A 17,009-nucleotide genomic window follows, 5' to 3' on the forward strand; every position below is an offset into this window, starting at 1 on the left:
ACGGTGCCTCAGGCGATGACGGCGGCGAGCGGGGCGAGCTCCGGCAGCTCCGCCGCCTCCGCCAGCACCTCCTTGAGCACGGTGTCGTGGGTGGGGCTCGCCTGGGCGAGCAGCTCGCGGCCGGCCGGGGTGACCTCGGTGTAGATGCCCCTGCGATCGTCATCGCACAGGTAGCGGGACAGCAGCCCACGGTTCTCCAGCCGCGTCACCAGGCGGGTGGTGGCGCTCTGGCTCAGCACGACCGCGCGGGCGAGCTGCTGCATGCGCATGTGCCAGCCGTCCTGGCGGCCCAGCACGTCGAGCACGGTGTACTCGCTCACGCTCAGCTCGTGCTCCTTCTGCAGGGCCCGCTCCAGCCGGTCCTCGATTCTGGCGTGCAGCGCGGCGAGCGTGCGCCAGCCCTGGGCGCGCGCCTCGACGGCGTCATCGGCTAGCGGCATGTGACACCTTCCCGGACAAGGTTGTATGGTCAGTTAGTCGGCGTGTGCAAATAATGTCTACGCTGACTAACGTCGTCTGAGGAGTATTCTATGCCACTCGCCCTGTTCGCCCTCGCGATCAGCGCCTTCGGCATCGGCACCACCGAGTTCATCATCAACGGGCTGCTGCCGGAGCTGGCCGCGGACTTCGCCGTCACGATCCCCGCCGCCGGCCTGCTCGTGTCCGGCTACGCCCTGGGCGTGGCCATCGGCGGGCCGCCGCTGACCATGCTCGGCGGCCGGTTGTCCCGCAAGACCATGCTGCTGTCGCTGATGGTGCTGTTCATCGTGGGCAACCTGCTCTCCGCGCTCGCGCCTTCGTACGGTGTGCTCATGGTCGGCCGGTTCCTGTCGGCGTTCGCGCACGGTGCCTACTTCGGCGTCGGATCCGTGGTGGCCGCCGACCTGGTCGCTCCGCAGAAGCGGGCCAGCGCCATCGCGCTCATGTTCACCGGTTTGACCCTGGCGAACGTGCTCGGGGTGCCGCTCGGCACCTGGATCGGGCAGGCGTTCGGCTGGCGGGCGACGTTCTGGGTCGTGGTGGCCATCGGCGTCGCCGGGCTGATCGGCGTGCTCGCCCTGGTGCCCGCCCAGCCGCGGCCCGAAGGCGGTGGGATGCTGCGCGAGCTGGCGACCTTCCGCAAGGGCGGTGTATGGCTGGCGCTGGCGATGACCGTGTTCGGGTTCGCGCCGGTGTTCGCGGTGATCACCTTCATCTCGCCGATCATGACGAGTGTGGGCGGATTCTCTCCCGGCGCCGTGCCGGTCGTCATGGCCCTGTTCGGGGTGGGGCTCGTCGTCGGCAACCTGATCGGCGGCCGGCTCGCCGACCGCGCCGTCATGCCGAGCATCTACGGCTCGGTGGCCCTGCTCACGCTGCTGGGCGTGGTCCTCGCGCTGGTGGCGGGGAACCAGGTCGCGTTCATCGTGACGATCACCCTGTTCGGGGTGGCTGCCTTCGCGACCGTGCCGCCGCTGCAGACCCGGGTCCTGGACGCCGCCGCGGGCGCCCCGACGCTGGCCTCCGCGGCCAACATCGGGGCCTTCAACCTGGGTAACGCGATCGGGTCGTTCGCGGCGGGGCTGACCATCGACGCGGGCTTCGGCTACACGGCTCCGGCCTGGACCGCCGCGCTGCTCGGGCTGACCGGGCTGGCGGTGGCGGGACTCGCCGGCGTGCAGGCCCGCCGCCAACTCGCCCCGGCCACCTGATGACAACGCCACAGGGCCGCTGAGAGCGGGGGCTCAGCTGAACAGCTCGTCCACGCTCAGCGCGGTCACGGCCCTGACGGTCCAGCGGTCGAGGAGGCTCTGATCCGTGCATGTGCGGATGCGGGCCCGAGCCTCCTCGGGCACCGAGATGTCGCGTGCGTCCAGAAATCCCAGGATCAACTGAGCCGGCGTCCGTTCCGGCTCGCCCCTGTATTCGTGTGCTCCGGCCATCCACCCAATCGTACAGAGCGCTGCCGCACCATGACGGGGAGTTGCTAGAGCCGGCCGGACTCGTGGGCGAGCAGCCACTCCTTGACCGGTACGCCGTAGTAGTAGCCGCCATAGCCACCCGAGCCGGGCAGCACCCGGTGGCAGGGGACGAAGGGGGCGATGAGGTTCTGGGCGCAGGCCGACCCGGCCGCGCGGGCCGCCGTCCTGGGCATGCCGGCGCGTTCGGCCAGCTCGGCGTACGTCACCGTGGTGCCCGGCTTGACCTCGCGGAGCGCCTGGTGGAGGCGCTTGCGGGTGGCCGTGCCCGGCTGCTCGACCGGGATGGCGTCCAGGGCCAGGAGGTCGCCGTCCAGATAGTCGCGTACGGCCTGCGCGGCGGGGCCGAGATCGTCGACCACGTCCAGGCCCTCGGCCTGCAGCGCGGGCGACAGCCGGACGAACATGTCCGAGGGGTCGGCGGTGAAGCCGGCCGCGACCAGCACGCCATCACGGCACAGCAGGGACAGCGGGCCGATCGGGGTCGGCATGACTTGGGCGTCGATCATGAGGAGCTCCAGAGATGCAGGGCGGCGTAGGCCCGCCAGGGCCGCCACCGTTCGATGTGGTCGTCGGGAATGCCCAGGCAGGCCATGCGCTTCTTGAGCACCAGGTCGCCGATGGGCCAGGCGTCGGGGTCGCGCAGCGCGCGCAGCGCGACATAGCTGGCGGTCCAGGGGCCGATGCCGGGAACGTCGAGCAGCTCGGCCACGGCCTCGCCCGGATCCTGGCCGCCGTCGAGGTCGATCCGGCCCTCGGAGACGGCGATGGCCAGCTCCTTGAGCGTCGCGACGCGGCGGTTGGTGAGCCCCAGCCCCGTGAGGTCCGCCTCGAGCAGCTCCGCGGCGGTGGGGAACAGGTGAGTCAGCCCGGGGCGCTCGGTGAGCCGCCCGGCTCGCTCGACGATCCGGCCGAGCAGGGTGCGGGCGCCCGCGACGGAGATCTGCTGGCCCACGACGGCGCGTACGGCCAGCTCGAAGCCGTCGAACGTGCCCGGCACCCGCAGGCCGGGCCGGGACTCGATGAGCGGGCGCAGTGAGGTCTCGCCCAGCGCGGCCGCGATGGCGTCGGGGTCGGCGTCGAGGTCGAGCAGGCGGCGGCAGCGGGCCACGATGCGGGCCAGCTGCCGGGTGTCGTCCACGGCGACGTCGAGCGCGATGTGGCCGGGCTCGGGGGTGAGTGTGATCGTCCCGCCTGGGACGGCCCGGCTGTAGGACGTCGGGCTGGCCACCTCCAGGCCGGGGATCGCGCGCGAGGTCAGGAAGGAGAGCACGCCCGCGATGTCGTACGGCTCCCGCCGGTGCAGGCGCAACCGGAGCGTCGCGGGTCCGGCCACCACCTCGACCGTCGGCGGCGCGGAAACGGAGGGGACTGAAGGGCCACCCGCGGTCGCGCGGAGCTCGCTCGGTGTGAACCCGTATGTCTCCCGCATCGTGGCGTTGAACTGCCGCACACTCCCGAACCCGGCCGCGAACGCCACCTCGGTGACCGGCAGCCGCGTCTCGGTCAGCAGTTGCTTGGCCAGCAGCAGCCGCTTGGTCCTGGCCACCGCCAGCGGCCCCACGCCCAGCTCGGCCACGAACAGCCGGTGCAGGTGCCGCTCGGTGATGTGCAGCCGCGTGGCCAGCCCCGCCACGCCACGCTCGTCGGCGGCTCCGTCATCGATCAGCCGCAGCGCCCGCCCGATGAGGTCACCGCGCAGGTCCCACCCCGGATCGCCGGGGGAGAGCTCCGGGCGGCAGCGCTTGCACGGGCGGAAGCCCGCCGCCTCCGCCGACGCCGCGTGCCGGTAGAACCGCACGTTGCGCGAGGCCGGCGTGCGAGCCGGGCAGATCGGACGGCAGTAGATCCGCGTCGAGGTCACCGCCGTGTAGAAGCGCCCGTCGAATCGGGCGTCCCGGGCGGCTACCGCCCGGTAGCAGGAGTCGAAGTCGAGCTCAAGTGGTGACATGACACCGAGCGTATGCGTTCGCCCGGCCTGTCGACTGGCGGGAATCGGACCTGATCGTTAAATCGCTGGTCAGCAGGTCAAACCCGCCGACCAGCGGAAATCAGACGTCACTTGGACGAGACGCCCACACCTAGGTCGAACTCCCGGTAGACGCGCGCCCAGAACCCGTCGCGCAGCCACACCCGCGCCTCGGGGAACGGCCGCAACGAGTGGCCGAGCTCCTTCTCCGCCTCGATGAGCAGTTCGGTGTCGATGACCGTCGGCAGGATCGGCCCCGGCAGCAGGTCGCGGATGTTGTCGCGGCCACGGGTGAGGATCCACTTCTGTGCCACGTGCTCGCCCACGTCCTCGACGCGTGGCCGGCTGGGCCCGAGCTTGGCCACCTGGCCGGGCTTGACGTGCGGTTTGACGGGCGCGCGCCCGGCGAACACCTGCGCGGGCGACGGAGCGGTCACCGGCGGGGCGACCGGAACGGGTTGCGGAGCACGACTGAAAAAGGGCCTCAGGAATTCAGCAGTGATCACTTCCACGGTGTCCGACTCCCAAACCAGCCGTTCGGCCTGGTTGGTGCCGTACGGCGGCTCGACGCCCCACAAGTGGATGCGCACCCCGTACGCCTGCGCCGCCTCCACCGCGGGGACCATGTCCTCGTCTCCGGCGAGCAAGATCGTGTCAGTCACCGCATGATGCCGGGCCAGGGCCTCCAGATCGCTCCTGATCTGCGCGTCCACGCCCTTCTGCTGGCCACGGGCGTTCAGGTTGCCAAGCCGTACCTTGACCCAGGGCAACTGGGCGATGACCCGCTGATCGACGGTCGGCACACGGTCGCGAGCGGCGTCATACCAATAGATCCGCAGAAGTTCGCCAGATATACGTTCCAGCGCATGTTTCTGTAGACTCTGGATCAGCTCATCGGCGGCCACTCGATATTCTTTGCGCTCCTTGGCGCCCAGCAGCACTTCGCCTGCGGCAGCATAGAGATAACCGACGTCCACCAGGACGGCGTACTTCGCTGCCACAGCATGCGGCATGAGGTCTGGGATGGCCATGTGTCCTCCAGGCCGCGGTTAGTTGATCGGCTGACTATATACGCCTACTTTCTCTAGATAGTCCCAACTCCTCGAGAACTTGACACCCGATTCCCAGGATCTATCTAAGGCAGGGCGCTCATCCGCCAACCCGACTTCCCCGGTGCGGGTGCCTTACGCATCGCTCTCGCCGGGTTTCGCCATGTTTGACTTCGCGGCATGACCGCCGGCTCCGGCACGGCCTGCCGTGTCGCGAGAACGGTCACGAGGGCGGCGATCTCCTCCGGCGTGGCGTCCCCACGAACGATCCGCAGATAGGCGCTCATAGCGGGATGTTCCCATGCTTCTTCGGCGGCAGCGAGGCCCGCTTGTTCCGTAGCGCCCGCAGCGCCCTGACGACCTGAGCCCGCGTCTCGGCGGGTCGGATCACCGCGTCGACGTAGCCGCGCTCGGCCGCGATGTACGGGTTGGCCAGCGTGTCCTCATATTCGGTCACCAGCCTGGCCCGCTCGGCGTCGGCATCGTCGCCCGCCGCGGTGAGCTCGCGCCGGTAGAGGATGTTGACGGCGCCCTGCGCGCCCATGACCGCGATCTGCGCCGTGGGCCACGCCAGGTTGACGTCGGCGCCCAGGTGCTTGGACCCCATGACGTCGTACGCCCCACCGTACGCCTTGCGGGTGATGACCGTCACCAGTGGCACGGTCGCCTCGGCGTAGGCGTAGAGGAGCTTGGCCCCGCGGCGGATGATTCCGTTCCATTCCTGATCGGTCCCTGGGAGGAATCCCGGGACATCTACAAAAGTCAGGATCGGGATATTAAAAGCATCACATGTTCGAATAAAACGGGCTGCCTTCTCGGAGGCGTTGATATCCAGGCACCCGGCGAAATGCATGGGCTGGTTGGCCACCACGCCCACCGCCTGACCGTCGACCCGGCCGTACCCGACCACCACGTTGGGCGCGAACAGCGCGTGGACCTCCAGGAACTCACCGTCGTCGAGCACGTGCTCGATCACCCGGTGCATGTCGTAGGGCTGGTTCGCCGAGTCGGGGATCAGCAGGTCCAGCTCGGGATCCGGCTCCAGGTCACCGGCGCCCTCGAAGACCGGCGCCTCGTCCAGGTTGTTGGAGGGCAGGTAGGACAGCAGCGCCTTGACGTAGTCGAGCGCGTCGCTCTCGTCGGTGGCCTGGTAGTGGGCCACGCCCGACTTGGTGTTGTGCGTGTGCGCGCCGCCGAGCTCCTCGAACGTGACCTCCTCGCCGGTCACGGTCTTGATCACGTCGGGCCCGGTGATGAACATCTGCGACGTCTGGTCGACCATCACCACGAAGTCGGTCAGCGCGGGGGAGTAGACGTGCCCGCCGGCCGCGGCGCCCATGATGAGCGAGATCTGCGGGATCACGCCCGAGGCGTGCACGTTGCGCTTGAAGATCTCGGCGTAGAGGCCGAGCGCGACCACGCCCTCCTGGATGCGGGCGCCACCGCCCTCGTTGATGCCGATGATCGGGCAGCCGGTCTTCAGGGCCAGGTCGAGCACCTTGACGATCTTCTCGCCGTAGACCTCGCCGAGCGAGCCGCCGAACACGGTCACGTCCTGCGAGAACACACATACCTGGCGCCCGTCGATCGTGCCGTGACCGGTGATCACGCCGTCGCCGTACGGTCGCCTGCTCTCCAGCCCGAACATCGTGGACCGGTGCCTGGCGAACTCGTCGAACTCCACGAACGAGTCCTCGTCGAGCAGCGCCAGCACCCGCTCCCGCGCGGTCATCTTGCCCTTGTCGCGCTGCTTGGTCACGGCCGCCGCCGACCCGGCGTGGACCGCCTCGTCGAGCCGGCGCTCGAGGTCGGCGATTTTCCCGGCGGTGGTGTGAATGTCCGGCGGGTCCGGTACGGCCTCGGCAGCAGTCATGCGCGCAACATTAACCCGGCTCCTACAGTGGATCCATGACGGAGGCGGTTCACACGCATGGCCTGTTCAAGCGATACGGCCCGCAGATCGCGGTGGCCGGCATCGACCTCGTGGTCCCGGCGGGCAGCTTCGCCGGGCTCGTCGGCCCCAACGGCGCCGGCAAGACGACTTCCCTGAGCATGATCACCGGACTGCTCCGCCCCGACGGCGGCCAGGCCGAGATCGACGGCTTCGACGTGTGGCGCGATCCCGTCGAGGTCAAGGCCCGCATCGGCGTGCTGCCCGAGGGGCTGCGGCTGTTCGAACGCCTGTCGGGCCGCGAGTTACTCCTCTACAACGGCAGGCTGCGCGGCATCGCCAAGGCCGACGTCGAGCAGCGCGCCGAGGAACTGCTGCAGGTGATGGACCTGGCCGACGCCGCCGACAAGCTCGTCGTCGACTACTCCACCGGCATGCGCAAGAAGATCGGCCTGGCGGCGGCGCTGCTGCACAACCCCTCCGTGCTCTTCCTCGACGAGCCGTTCGAGGGCGTCGATCCGGTCAGCGCCAACACGCTCACTGAAGTGCTCCGGCGCTTCACCGCCTCGGGCTCGACCGTCATCTTCTCCAGCCACGTGATGGACCTCGTCGAGCGGCTCTGCGACTGGGTGTCGGTGATGAGCGCCGGGCACATCGTGGCCCAGGGCCCGCTGGAGAAGGTACGCGCCGGACGCAGCCTCAACCAGGCGTTCCTGGAGCTCGTCGGCGGTCCGCGCGACAACGGCGACTCGGGTCTGACCTGGCTCGGCCGGGGCAAGCAGGAGCCGGCGTGAACACTGTCGCGCTCTTCGCCCAGCTCAAGCTCCGGCTGCTGGCCGGCAACCTCCGCGGCGACATACAACGCAAGCTCGGCTTCATCTTCACCCTCATCATGTCCGTGTTCGTGAGCGTCATCGGCTTCCTGCTCATGAGCCTGCTCCGGCTGGCGCCGCACGATGTCGCGGCGTCGATCGTCGTCGTGGTGTTCTCGATCATGCTCATCGGCTGGATGGTCGTGCCGCTGCTGGCGTTCGGCCTGGACGACACGCTCGACCCGGCGCGGCTGTCGCTGTTCCCGCTGCCCACCCACCGGCTCGCGGTCGGCATGTTCACCGCCTCCGCCACCGGCGTCTGGCCGCTGGCCACCCTGATCATCACGGCGGGCGCCCTGGCCGGGCTCGCCACCGGCGTCGGCGGCGTGCTGCTCGGGATCGTCGCGGTGCTCCTGCAGTTCGCGCTCTGCCTGGTCGCCTCCCGGCTGGTCACCACGGCGCTGTCCAGCGCCCTGCGCACCAGGCGCGGCCGGGACCTGCTGGCCGTGGCCGCGATCTTCGTCGTGCTGCTCGCGCAACTGCCGAACCTGCTGCTCAACAGCAACATCGGCGACCCGGCGGGGATGCTGCGCCAAGTCGCGGCCCTGCTCAGGTGGACGCCCTCGGGCATGGCCGCGCACGCGATGGCCGACGGCGGCCTGACCGGCCTGGCCGAGCTCGTCGTCGTGGCCCTCGTGGTCGTGGTGGTCGGCTGGCTGTGGATCAAGGCGCTGAGCCGGGCCCTGGTCACACCCGACTCCTCCACGCGCGCGGCCTCCGTACGCAGGGGGAGCGGCCTGGTCGACCGGTTCGTGCCGAGCGGGCCGCTGGCCGCCGTGGTCACCAAGGAGCTCAAGTACATCATGCGCGAGCCCCGCTACCGGGTCGGCTGGTTCTCCTCCGTCCTGGTGGCCATCGTGCTGGGCTTCTCGGTCACCCGCTCCGGAGACGCCGGGGCGTCGACGCCGATTCTGCTCACCGCGTCGGCCGGGATGATGATCGCCCTGCAGTCGGCCAACTCGTTCGGCATCGACGGCCGCTCGCTCTGGATGAACGCCGTGACCATCGGCTCCGAACGCGGCCTCAGCACCGATCTGGCCGGCCGCCACCTGGCCGGCGCACTGGTCGCGACGCCGCTGCTCACGCTGATCGCCGTCGCCGCCGGGCTGTTCGCCGGCCACCCGGAGGGGATCGTCCCGGCGGTGCTCATCGGCCTGGGCGCGCTCGGGACCGGATTCGGCGTCGGCTCCGTGACCAGCGTCGTCATCCCCTACACCATGCCCGAGCGGATGAACGCCTTCAGCGGGGCCGCGCCCGGTCAGGGCGGCCAGGCGTTCGTCTCCGGCGTGGGCGCGCTGCTGGGCATCTCCCTCCTGTCGGTGCCGTTCGTGGTGCCGCTGCTCTTCGGGCTGCTCTGGGTGTCCGTGCTGGCGCCGTTCTACGGGTTGCTGGCCGAGGTGCTGGGCCGGCGGCTCGGCGCGAAGATCGGCTTCCCCCGCCTCCCCGAGCTGCTCGCCGCGGTGTCCCGGCCCACCTGAGCATTGGTCTAGTCCAATACGTGAGACCGCCTTACGGACATTCCACGCTTGTGGATACCTTTGAAGCATGATTGACCAGGGGATTGAGCGTCGCAGTGCCGCGGTCACCGAGATGCCCGATGAGCTGCGCAAGGACGTGCGATTGCTCGGCAAGCTGCTCGGGCAGGTGATCGCCGAGCAGGGCGGCGAGGATCTGCTGGCCGACGTCGAACGCCTGCGCAAGGCCGTGATCGCCGCCCGCAGGGGCGAGGTCACCGGTGACGAGATCACGGCCATGGTCGCGCAGTGGGAGATCGACCGGGCCGTGCAGATCGCCCGCGCGTTCACCTGTTACTTCCATCTGGCCAACCTGGCCGAGGAGCACTACCGCATCCGCATCCTGCGCGAACGTGACACCGAGGACCGGGTGGAGCGGGAGTCGCTGGCGCAGGCCGTACACGAGCTGGGCCACGAACGCGTCGCCGAGCTGGTCGAGGGGCTGGAGCTGCACCCGGTCCTGACCGCGCACCCGACGGAGGCGCGCCGGCGCGCGGTCGTCACCGCGATCCAGCGGGTCAGCGGCCAGCTGAGCGAGTACAACGCCGCCGGGCGCGGCGCCTCCGAGCGCGCCGAGAGCCGCCGGCGGCTGCTGGAGGAGATCGACCTGCTGTGGCGTACGGCCCAGCTGCGCTCCACCAAGCTCGACCCGCTCGACGAGGTACGCACCGCCATGGCCGCCTTCGACGAGACGCTGTTCCGCATGGTGCCGCAGGTCTACCGCTCGCTCGACGCGGCGCTCGGCGAGGGCACCGGCACCCGCCCGCCGCTGGCCAGGCCCTTCATCCGCTACGGCAGCTGGATCGGCGGGGACCGCGACGGCAACCCCAACGTGACCGCCAAGGTCACCCGCGAGACCGTCCAGATCCAGTCCGACCACGTGCTGACCGCCCTCGAGACGGCCTGCACGCGCATCGCCCGCACACTCACCGCGGCCGAGCAGTTCGCGCCCCCGTCGCCGGAGCTCAGGGCGGCCCTGGCCGCGGCCGTCGACGCCCATCCCGAGGTGGTCTCGGAGATGGCCACCCGCTCGCCGAGCGAGCCGCACCGGCAGTGGCTGATGTTCGTGGCCGCCCGCATCGCCGCCACCCTCCGCCGCGACCTCGACCTCGCCTACCGCGCCCCGGCCGAACTGCTCGCCGACCTGCGCCTGGCCCAGGACTCGCTCTCCGGCCACGCCGCGCGTCAGGCGTACGGGGAACTGCAGCAGCTCATCTGGCAGGTCGAGACGTTCGGCTTCCATCTGGCCGAGCTGGAGGTACGCCAGCACTCCCAGGTGCACGCGGCCGCGCTGGAGGAGATCAGGGCGGGCGGCGAGCTGTCGGAGCGCACCGAGGAGGTGCTGGCCACGATCCGGGTGATCGCCTGGATCCAGGAGCGGTTCGGCGTCACGGCCTGCTCCCGCTATGTCGTCTCCTTCACCCGCTCCGCCGACGACATCGCCGCCGTATACGAGCTGGCCGAGCACGCGCTAGGCAAGCGCGCGCCCGTGCTCGACGTGGTGCCGCTGTTCGAGTCGGGCCAGGACCTGGCCAACTCCCCGGACGTGCTGTCCGGCATGCTGGAGCTGCCGCCGATGCGCGAGCGGCTGGCCGCCAACGGCAGGCGCATGGAGATCATGCTCGGCTACTCCGACTCGGCCAAGGAGCTCGGCCCGGCCGCCGCGACGCTGCGCCTGTACGAGGCGCAGGAGCAGCTGACCGCCTGGGCGCTGAAGCACGATGTGAAGCTGCGCATGTTCCACGGCCGCGGCGGCGCGCTCGGCCGTGGCGGCGGCCCCGCCAACCGCGCGGTGCTCGCCCAGGCGCCCGGCTCGGTCGCCGGCCGCTTCAAGGTCACCGAGCAGGGCGAGGTCATCTTCGCCCGCTACGGCCACATCGCCATCGCCCGCCGCCACCTGGAGCAGGTCACGAACGCGGTGCTGATGGCCTCCTCGCCCTCGGTCGGCTCCCGCACCGCCGCCGCGGCCGACCGCTTCCGCTCGCTCGCCGAGCAGGTGGCCACGGCCTCGGAGCAGGCCTACCGCTCGCTCACCGAAGCCCCCGGCTTCCCGGAGTGGTTCGCCCTGGTCAGCCCGCTGGAGGAGATCGGCTCCCTGCGCCTCGGCTCCCGCCCCGCCCGCCGCGGCCTCGGCGCCCCCCGCTCGCTCGACGACCTGCGCGCCATCCCCTGGGTCTTCGCCTGGGCCCAGACCCGGGTCAACCTGCCCGGCTGGTACGGCCTGGGCACCGGCCTGGCCGCGGTCGCCTCACTCGACGAGCTGAAGGCGGCCTACGCCGAGTGGCCGCTGTTCAACGCGCTGCTCGACAACGCGGAGATGTCGCTGGCCAAGACCGACAGATCGATCGCCGAACGCTACCTGGCACTCGGCGGCCGCCACGACTTCGCCCGCCAGGTCATGGAGGAGTATGACCGGACCCGCAGCCTGGTGCTGCAGGTCACCGGCCACACCCGGTTGCTGGAGAACCGCAAAGTCCTGTCCCGCGCCGTCCAGCTCCGCGACCCGTACGTGGACGCGCTGTCCCACCTGCAGCTACGCGCGCTGACGGCCATGCGCACCGGCACCCTGTCGGACCACGAACGCGAACGCCTGTCGACCCTGCTCCTGCTGTCGGTCAACGGGGTGGCGGCGGGCCTGCAGAACACCGGCTGACGTCAGCCAAGGCCGTCGAAGAAGGCTCTGATGTCGGTGGTGATGGCTTCTGTGGCGGTGTGGGCCGTGTAGTGGCCGTGGGCCGGGGCTTCCAGGGTCTTCCAGGAGACGATGCCGGTGTGGTCGCGCTCGGCGAAGGCGCGGATGGATTTGAAGTCGCCCTCCGCCATGGCCAGCGCCGTCGGCACGGTCGTGGGCTCCTTCGGCGTCTCCATGCGGGCGTTCTCCCAGTACAGGCGCAGGGCCGAGCCGGCGGTGCCGGTGAACCAGTGGATCGCCGCGTTGGTCAGCACGAAGTCGTCGTCCAGGTCCTCGTCGAAGAGCTGGGCGAGCCAGCCGAGCAGCCCGGCGGGTGAGTCGGTGATGGCGTGGGCGAGCGTCTGCGGCTGCTGCGACTGCAGGACGTTGAAGGCGCCCTTCTCCTTCCAGAACCAGTCGAGTACGGCCAGCCCGGCCTGGTCCTCCTCGCTCAGGTTCGCGAACTCGGCCGGGTCGCCGGAGGGGAAGGAGAACAGCTGCGTCACATGGACGCCGACGACGTGCTCGGGGGCGAGCCGGCCGAGTTCGGGGGAGATCATCGAGCCCGCGTCGTTGCCCACCGCGCCATAACGGTCGTAGCCCAGGCGGGACATCAGCTCGGCCCAGGCCCGGGCGATGCGCTGGTTGTTCCAGCCCAGCTCGGTGGTCGGGCCGGAGAAGCCGTAGCCGGGGAGCGAGGGCACGACGAGGTGGAAGTGCCGCGACAGAGGTTCGATGGCGTCGAGGTATTCGGCGATCGAGCCCGGCCAGCCGTGGGTCAGGATCAGGGGGAGGGCGTCGGGGTTGGCAGAGCGGACGTGGATGAAGTGGATGTTCTGCCCGTCGATCTCCGTGGTGAACTGCGGGTAGGCGTTGAGCCTGGCCTCCTGGGCCCGCCAGTCGAAGCCGTCGAGCCAGCGGCCGACCAGGCGGCGGACCCGCGCCACGCCCACACCCTGGTCGGCGTCCGCGATCTCGTCGGTGAAGCGGGTCATGGCGAGGCGGGTCCGCAGGTCGTCGAGGTCGGCCTGGGGGATCTCGACGCGGAAGGGGTGAACGCTCATCTCAGGCTCCTTGTCGGAACGAGTTGTTCTGTTCCAACAATAGCAGAACGGAACGCTTCATTCCACTGGGACGCGCTCCTGACCCGCGTACACGTTGCACCGCTGCCCGCGCAGGAACCCGACGAGCGTCATGCCGAACTCCCTGGCCAGGTCCACGGCCAGCGACGAGGGGGCCGAGACCGCGCACACCGCCGGTATGCCCGCGGCCAGCGCCTTCTGCATGATCTCGTAGCTGGCCCGGCCGCTTACCATCAGCACATGCTCGGTCAGGGGGAGCCGCTGGCCGAGTGCTGCCCAGCCGACCAGTTTGTCCACCGCGTTGTGCCGGCCCACGTCCTCCCTGAGCGCCACCAGCGTCCCGTCGGGCCGGAACAGCCCGGCCGCGTGCAGGCCCCCCGTCTTGCCGAAGACGCCCTGGCCCGCCCGCAGCGCGTCCGGCAGGCCGTACAGGATCTCGGGGGTGAGGGCGAGGGTGCCGCGGGGGAGCGGCGCGCAGCGGTCGTGCAGGTCGTCGAGGCTGGCCGAGCCGCACACGCCGCAGGCGCTGGACGTGAGGAAGTGGCGGTCCAGCGACGGCAGGTCGGGGATAGGGCCGTGCAGGCGTACGGTGACCGTGTTGTAGCGGGCCTCCGGCGGGAGGTCCTCGTCGGTGCAGTACGCGATGGCCGCGATGCCGCCGGGCTTGACCAGGCCCTCGCCGTGCAGGAACCCGGCGGCCAGCTCGAAGTCGTGGCCGGGGGTGCGCATGGTGATGGCGACGGTCTTGCGCGTCCCGTCCAGCGCGGTGAGGCGGATCTCCAGCGGCTCCTCGGTGGCGAGGTCGTCGCGCCGGTCGCGGACCGTGGAGCCGGACAGTTCGCGGACGCGGATGCGGGTGGTGGGACCCACGCGGGTCAGCCGGTCGGTCATAGCCGCCGCACGGTGACGAGCGCGTTGTAGTCGGGGATCCTGGCCTGGGGCGAGCGCCTGGTCTCGTCGAGGAGTACGTTGCCCTCCGGCCAGTGGATCTGCAGGTTGCCCGGCATCAGGGGCGCGCGGAGGACTTTGCCCCCGTACGTACGCTCGCCCGAACGCAGCTCGACCGGAGTGCCGTCGGGCAGGCCGAGGCGGTCGGCGTCATAGGGGCTCATCAGCACGGCCTCGCGCATCGCGCCGTTGAAGCCGTCGAGGCGCTCGTGGACCATGCTGTTGAACTGCTTGCCGCGCCGCGTGGCCACCATGAACGTGCCGTCGGGGCGCACCAGCGTGGGCGGCTCGACGGCGGAGAACACGCCGCGCCCGTCAGGGGTGTTGAAACGGCCGTCGGCGAACAGGTGGCGCCCGCCGTACTGGACGTTGTCCCCGAAAGCCTTGAGGTCGGAAATGCCCTGGTAGAACGGCACCGCCTGCTCGATCTCCGCACGTATCTGCGGCGTCCCGGCGAAACGGACTTTTGCCGAAATTTCGGGGTTCGTGTGGGCGGCCAGTTCGCCGAAGATCTTCCACTCCGGCCACGCCTCGCCGATCCGGGGACCCTCGATCTCGGGCGAGAAGATGATCCGGCGCTCGGTGGACGTCTCGGTCACCCCGCCGGTCATCTCGTAGCGGGTCTGGGCGGGCAGCAGTAGCACGTCGCCCTCGGACGGCACGAGCATCTGCGAGGACAGCACGATGTCGATGTGCACCCGGAGCTTGAGCCGGGACAGCGCCTCCCGGCAGTAGCCGGGATCGGGCAGTACCTCCAGGAAGTTGCCTCCCGAGGAGATGAGCGCGTCGAGGTCGCCCGAGTGGGCCGCGTCGATCATGTCGGTCGCCGTCAGACCCGGCGCCGTCGGCACCTCAAATCCCCAAATATCGGTAAATCTTGCGGCGTTTTCTGGGGTGATCGGCAGGCCGCCCGGCAGGCCGGTGGCGTACGCGCCCATCTCGGCCCCGCCCTGCACCCCACTGTGCCCGCGGATCGGCATCAGCCCGCAGTTGTCGCGCCCCAGGAACCCGCGCGCCAGGGCCAGGTTCACAATCGACCGGACGTTGTCCTCGCCGAAGGCGTGCTGCGTGATGCCCATCGACCAGACCAGCACCGCCGACTTCGCCTCGCCGAGCAGCCGGGCCAGCCGGAGCATCTCGTCGCGGGTCGCCCCGGACAGCGCCTCCAGGGCCTCCCACGACTGCTTCGCCAGCGCCTGGCGTACCTCCTCGAAGCCGGAGGTCCGCTGGTCGACGAACGCCTTGTCCACCCAGTCGTTCTCGATCAGGTGCTTGAGCACGCCGTTGAGGAAGCCGATGTCGCCGCCCACGTTCACGCCGAAGAACTCGTCAGTGATCTTCGTCCCGAACACCGCCGACTCGGCGTTCGACGGCACCCAGTAGCGGTCCATGCCGGGCTCGCGATAGGCGTTGACCATGGCCACACGGGTGCCGGCCTTCTTGGCGTGATAGAGGTACTTCATCGCCACAGGCTGGTTGTTGGACGGGTTCGACCCGATGAAGACGATCAGGTCGGAGCCGATCCAGTCGGTGTAGGAGCAGGTGGTGGCCGCCGCGCCGATCGTCTGCTTGAGCGCGACGGTCGAGGGGGAGTGGCAGATGCGCGCCGCGTTGTCCACGCTGTTGGTGCCCAGCGCGCGGACCGCCTTCTGCGCCACGTAGTAGTTCTCGTTCGGCATGCCGCGGCTGGTCAGGTAGGCGCCGAAGCGCGCGTCCCGCAGCCCGCCGGCGGCCACCCCCAACGCCTCGTCCCACGAGATCCGCCGAAAGCCCGGCTCTCCCGCCCGCCGAAGCATGGGGTAGGGAAGCCGCCCCAGCTCCCGCAGCTCCGCGCTCTTCTTACCGGCCAGCCCGGAGACGTCGCCCAGCAGCGAGACGTCGAGCGCCGGCATCGTGTTCAGTGGCAGCAGCCGCAGCCGGATGTTGCACAGGTGGATCTCGTCCATGGTCCAGTCGCGCATGCCCCGCGTGCCCAGCGCGCACCCGTCGCACGTGCCCTGCTGGAGAATCCGCCAGGCGTAACGCCTGTTGCCCTTGACCGATCGAAACGCCTTCAGCAGTTCCAGATAGTTGTTCGGCTTGCGCAGCCCGAGGCCGAACGGCCGCCACGAGGCCCAGTTGCGCGGATCCAGACGTCTGCTCATCTCCCCATCTTCACCCGCGTGGGGCGCCAGAGGACAGTCGAGCTTGGGCGAAGATGGAGGAATGCCGGACTCGCGCTACTCCGACCTCGACCGCCCGCCCCTGTCCGAGGTGGCGCTCAACCGCGCCCTCGTACGCCCCGGCGGCCTGTGGACCGGCGTGAGCGTCGTCGAGAGCACCGGCTCGACCAACGCCGATCTCGCCGAGGCCGCGAGACAGGGCGCCGAGGAGGGCCGGATCCTGGTCGCCGAGTCGCAGGTGGCCGGCCGGGGCAGGCTGGGCCGCACCTGGATCGCGCCGCCGCGCTCAGGCCTGACCGTGTCCGTCCTGCTCCGCCCGCGGGTGCCCATCGCCGCGCAGGGGTGGCTGGCGCTGCTGTACGGCGTGGCGGCGGCCTCGGCCGTGCGCCGGCTGGCCGAGGTGGACGTACGGCTCAAGTGGCCGAACGACCTGCTGATCGGCGAGCGCAAGCTGGCCGGGATCCTGGCCGAGCGGGCAGAGGACGCCGTGGTCATCGGAATGGGCCTGAACGTCTCGCTCAAGCCCGAGGAGCTCCCCGTGGAGACGGCCACCTCGCTGGCCATCGAGCAGGCCGCGTGCGTGGACCGGGATCCGCTGCTCAGGGCCGTGCTCAGGGAGGTCGAGCGGCACTACCGCGACTGGTCCGAGGCGGGCGGCGACGCCGACGCGTGCGGCCTGCGCGCCGCCTACCAGGCGTCGAGCGCCACCATCGGGCGGCAGGTACGGATCGAGCTGCCCGGCGACCAGGTGCTGACCGGCCAGGCGACCGGCATCGACCAGGCCGGACACCTCCAGGTGACCGCCAACGGCCAGCGGCACACATTGAGCGCGGGCGACGTCGTCCACGTTCGCGCGTCCTCGTAGCCCCGAGGGCGCGGAGGTGGCACCATTT

Annotated in this window: 15 protein-coding genes; 5 read left to right on the forward strand and 10 right to left on the reverse strand. The window is 70.3% G+C overall.

The window, feature by feature from the left end; genetic code table 11:
• Positions 1 to 8 precede the first annotated feature (8 nt).
• The gene (locus AB0B64_RS24110) at positions 9 to 440 is read right to left on the reverse strand and encodes a MarR family transcriptional regulator (RefSeq protein ID WP_357948803.1); all 432 of its coding nucleotides are present in this window, start codon (positions 438 to 440) and stop codon (positions 9 to 11) included.
• Between the two features lie 90 nt (positions 441 to 530).
• Between AB0B64_RS24110 and AB0B64_RS24115 the strand changes: the two genes are divergently transcribed.
• The gene (locus AB0B64_RS24115) at positions 531 to 1,691 is read left to right on the forward strand and encodes an MFS transporter (protein WP_357948805.1); all 1,161 of its coding nucleotides are present in this window, start codon (positions 531 to 533) and stop codon (positions 1,689 to 1,691) included.
• Between the two features lie 33 nt (positions 1,692 to 1,724).
• Here AB0B64_RS24115 and AB0B64_RS24120 read toward each other — a convergent pair whose 3' ends face one another.
• The 6 genes from AB0B64_RS24120 to AB0B64_RS24145 form a co-directional block, all read right to left on the reverse strand.
• On the reverse strand, positions 1,725 to 1,922 hold the full coding sequence (locus AB0B64_RS24120; RefSeq protein ID WP_357948808.1) for a hypothetical protein: 198 nt from the start codon (positions 1,920 to 1,922) through the stop codon (positions 1,725 to 1,727).
• 44 nt (positions 1,923 to 1,966) lie between these two features.
• Positions 1,967 to 2,467, reverse strand: a complete 501-nt coding sequence (locus AB0B64_RS24125) for a methylated-DNA--[protein]-cysteine S-methyltransferase (protein WP_357948810.1) — start codon at positions 2,465 to 2,467, stop codon at positions 1,967 to 1,969.
• Positions 2,464 to 3,909 (reverse strand): AlkA N-terminal domain-containing protein, encoded by a 1,446-nt coding sequence (locus tag AB0B64_RS24130; RefSeq protein ID WP_358179713.1) that lies wholly within the window; start codon positions 3,907 to 3,909, stop codon positions 2,464 to 2,466. The genes AB0B64_RS24125 and AB0B64_RS24130 overlap by 4 nt, the downstream gene beginning before the upstream one ends.
• A gap of 107 nt (positions 3,910 to 4,016) precedes the next feature.
• Entirely contained in the window at positions 4,017 to 4,958 is a 942-nt protein-coding gene (locus AB0B64_RS24135) for an NYN domain-containing protein (protein WP_225293467.1), read from the reverse strand.
• A 104-nt stretch (positions 4,959 to 5,062) separates the two neighbouring features.
• Positions 5,063 to 5,263, reverse strand: a complete 201-nt coding sequence (locus tag AB0B64_RS24140; protein ID WP_357948815.1) for an acyl-CoA carboxylase subunit epsilon — start codon at positions 5,261 to 5,263, stop codon at positions 5,063 to 5,065.
• Positions 5,260 to 6,849, reverse strand: a complete 1,590-nt coding sequence (locus AB0B64_RS24145; protein WP_358179716.1) for an acyl-CoA carboxylase subunit beta — start codon at positions 6,847 to 6,849, stop codon at positions 5,260 to 5,262. Before AB0B64_RS24145 ends, AB0B64_RS24140 begins: the two co-directional genes overlap by 4 nt.
• Before the next feature lie 35 nt (positions 6,850 to 6,884).
• On the opposite strand from AB0B64_RS24145, the gene AB0B64_RS24150 reads away from it, so the two are divergent.
• From AB0B64_RS24150 to AB0B64_RS24160, 3 genes are all read left to right on the forward strand, one after another.
• Positions 6,885 to 7,661 (forward strand): ABC transporter ATP-binding protein, encoded by a 777-nt coding sequence (locus AB0B64_RS24150; RefSeq protein ID WP_358179719.1) that lies wholly within the window; start codon positions 6,885 to 6,887, stop codon positions 7,659 to 7,661.
• A complete protein-coding gene (locus tag AB0B64_RS24155; RefSeq protein WP_357948824.1) occupies positions 7,658 to 9,217 on the forward strand; it encodes a hypothetical protein in 1,560 nt (519 codons plus the stop codon). The genes AB0B64_RS24150 and AB0B64_RS24155 overlap by 4 nt, the downstream gene beginning before the upstream one ends.
• Positions 9,218 to 9,284: 67 nt before the next feature.
• Positions 9,285 to 11,906, forward strand: coding sequence for a phosphoenolpyruvate carboxylase (locus AB0B64_RS24160; RefSeq protein WP_357948826.1), 2,622 nt, complete (start codon positions 9,285 to 9,287; stop codon positions 11,904 to 11,906).
• A 2-nt stretch (positions 11,907 to 11,908) separates the two neighbouring features.
• Here AB0B64_RS24160 and AB0B64_RS24165 read toward each other — a convergent pair whose 3' ends face one another.
• Genes AB0B64_RS24165 through AB0B64_RS24175 form a run of 3 tightly spaced genes read right to left on the reverse strand, consistent with a single transcriptional unit; the run spans position 11,909 to position 16,098 of the window.
• On the reverse strand, positions 11,909 to 12,988 hold the full coding sequence (locus AB0B64_RS24165; RefSeq protein WP_358179722.1) for an epoxide hydrolase family protein: 1,080 nt from the start codon (positions 12,986 to 12,988) through the stop codon (positions 11,909 to 11,911).
• A gap of 57 nt (positions 12,989 to 13,045) precedes the next feature.
• Positions 13,046 to 13,897 (reverse strand): formate dehydrogenase accessory sulfurtransferase FdhD, encoded by an 852-nt coding sequence (gene fdhD / locus AB0B64_RS24170; protein WP_357948831.1) that lies wholly within the window; start codon positions 13,895 to 13,897, stop codon positions 13,046 to 13,048.
• Positions 13,894 to 16,098 (reverse strand): FdhF/YdeP family oxidoreductase, encoded by a 2,205-nt coding sequence (locus AB0B64_RS24175; RefSeq protein WP_358179725.1) that lies wholly within the window; start codon positions 16,096 to 16,098, stop codon positions 13,894 to 13,896. Before AB0B64_RS24175 ends, fdhD begins: the two co-directional genes overlap by 4 nt.
• A 61-nt stretch (positions 16,099 to 16,159) precedes the next feature.
• Between AB0B64_RS24175 and AB0B64_RS24180 the strand changes: the two genes are divergently transcribed.
• Positions 16,160 to 16,981: a biotin--[acetyl-CoA-carboxylase] ligase gene (locus tag AB0B64_RS24180; RefSeq protein WP_357948835.1), complete on the forward strand. Its 822-nt coding sequence runs from the start codon at positions 16,160 to 16,162 to the stop codon at positions 16,979 to 16,981.
• Positions 16,982 to 17,009: the final 28 nt, after the last annotated feature.

The organism is Nonomuraea sp. NPDC049129, assembly GCF_040648495.1.
Classification (GTDB): domain Bacteria; phylum Actinomycetota; class Actinomycetes; order Streptosporangiales; family Streptosporangiaceae; genus Nonomuraea.

Coding starts and splice junctions, on each gene's coding strand:
- AB0B64_RS24110 (WP_357948803.1), bottom strand. CDS start 440: ATGCCGCTAGCCGATGACGCCGTCGAGGCGCGCGCCCAGGGCTGGCGC.
- AB0B64_RS24115 (WP_357948805.1), top strand. CDS start 531: ATGCCACTCGCCCTGTTCGCCCTCGCGATCAGCGCCTTCGGCATCGGC.
- AB0B64_RS24120 (WP_357948808.1), bottom strand. CDS start 1,922: ATGGCCGGAGCACACGAATACAGGGGCGAGCCGGAACGGACGCCGGCT.
- AB0B64_RS24125 (WP_357948810.1), bottom strand. CDS start 2,467: ATGATCGACGCCCAAGTCATGCCGACCCCGATCGGCCCGCTGTCCCTG.
- AB0B64_RS24130 (WP_358179713.1), bottom strand. CDS start 3,909: ATGTCACCACTTGAGCTCGACTTCGACTCCTGCTACCGGGCGGTAGCC.
- AB0B64_RS24135 (WP_225293467.1), bottom strand. CDS start 4,958: ATGGCCATCCCAGACCTCATGCCGCATGCTGTGGCAGCGAAGTACGCC.
- AB0B64_RS24140 (WP_357948815.1), bottom strand. CDS start 5,263: ATGAGCGCCTATCTGCGGATCGTTCGTGGGGACGCCACGCCGGAGGAG.
- AB0B64_RS24145 (WP_358179716.1), bottom strand. CDS start 6,849: ATGACTGCTGCCGAGGCCGTACCGGACCCGCCGGACATTCACACCACC.
- AB0B64_RS24150 (WP_358179719.1), top strand. CDS start 6,885: ATGACGGAGGCGGTTCACACGCATGGCCTGTTCAAGCGATACGGCCCG.
- AB0B64_RS24160 (WP_357948826.1), top strand. CDS start 9,285: ATGATTGACCAGGGGATTGAGCGTCGCAGTGCCGCGGTCACCGAGATG.
- AB0B64_RS24165 (WP_358179722.1), bottom strand. CDS start 12,988: ATGAGCGTTCACCCCTTCCGCGTCGAGATCCCCCAGGCCGACCTCGAC.
- fdhD (WP_357948831.1), bottom strand. CDS start 13,897: ATGACCGACCGGCTGACCCGCGTGGGTCCCACCACCCGCATCCGCGTC.
- AB0B64_RS24175 (WP_358179725.1), bottom strand. CDS start 16,098: ATGAGCAGACGTCTGGATCCGCGCAACTGGGCCTCGTGGCGGCCGTTC.
- AB0B64_RS24180 (WP_357948835.1), top strand. CDS start 16,160: ATGCCGGACTCGCGCTACTCCGACCTCGACCGCCCGCCCCTGTCCGAG.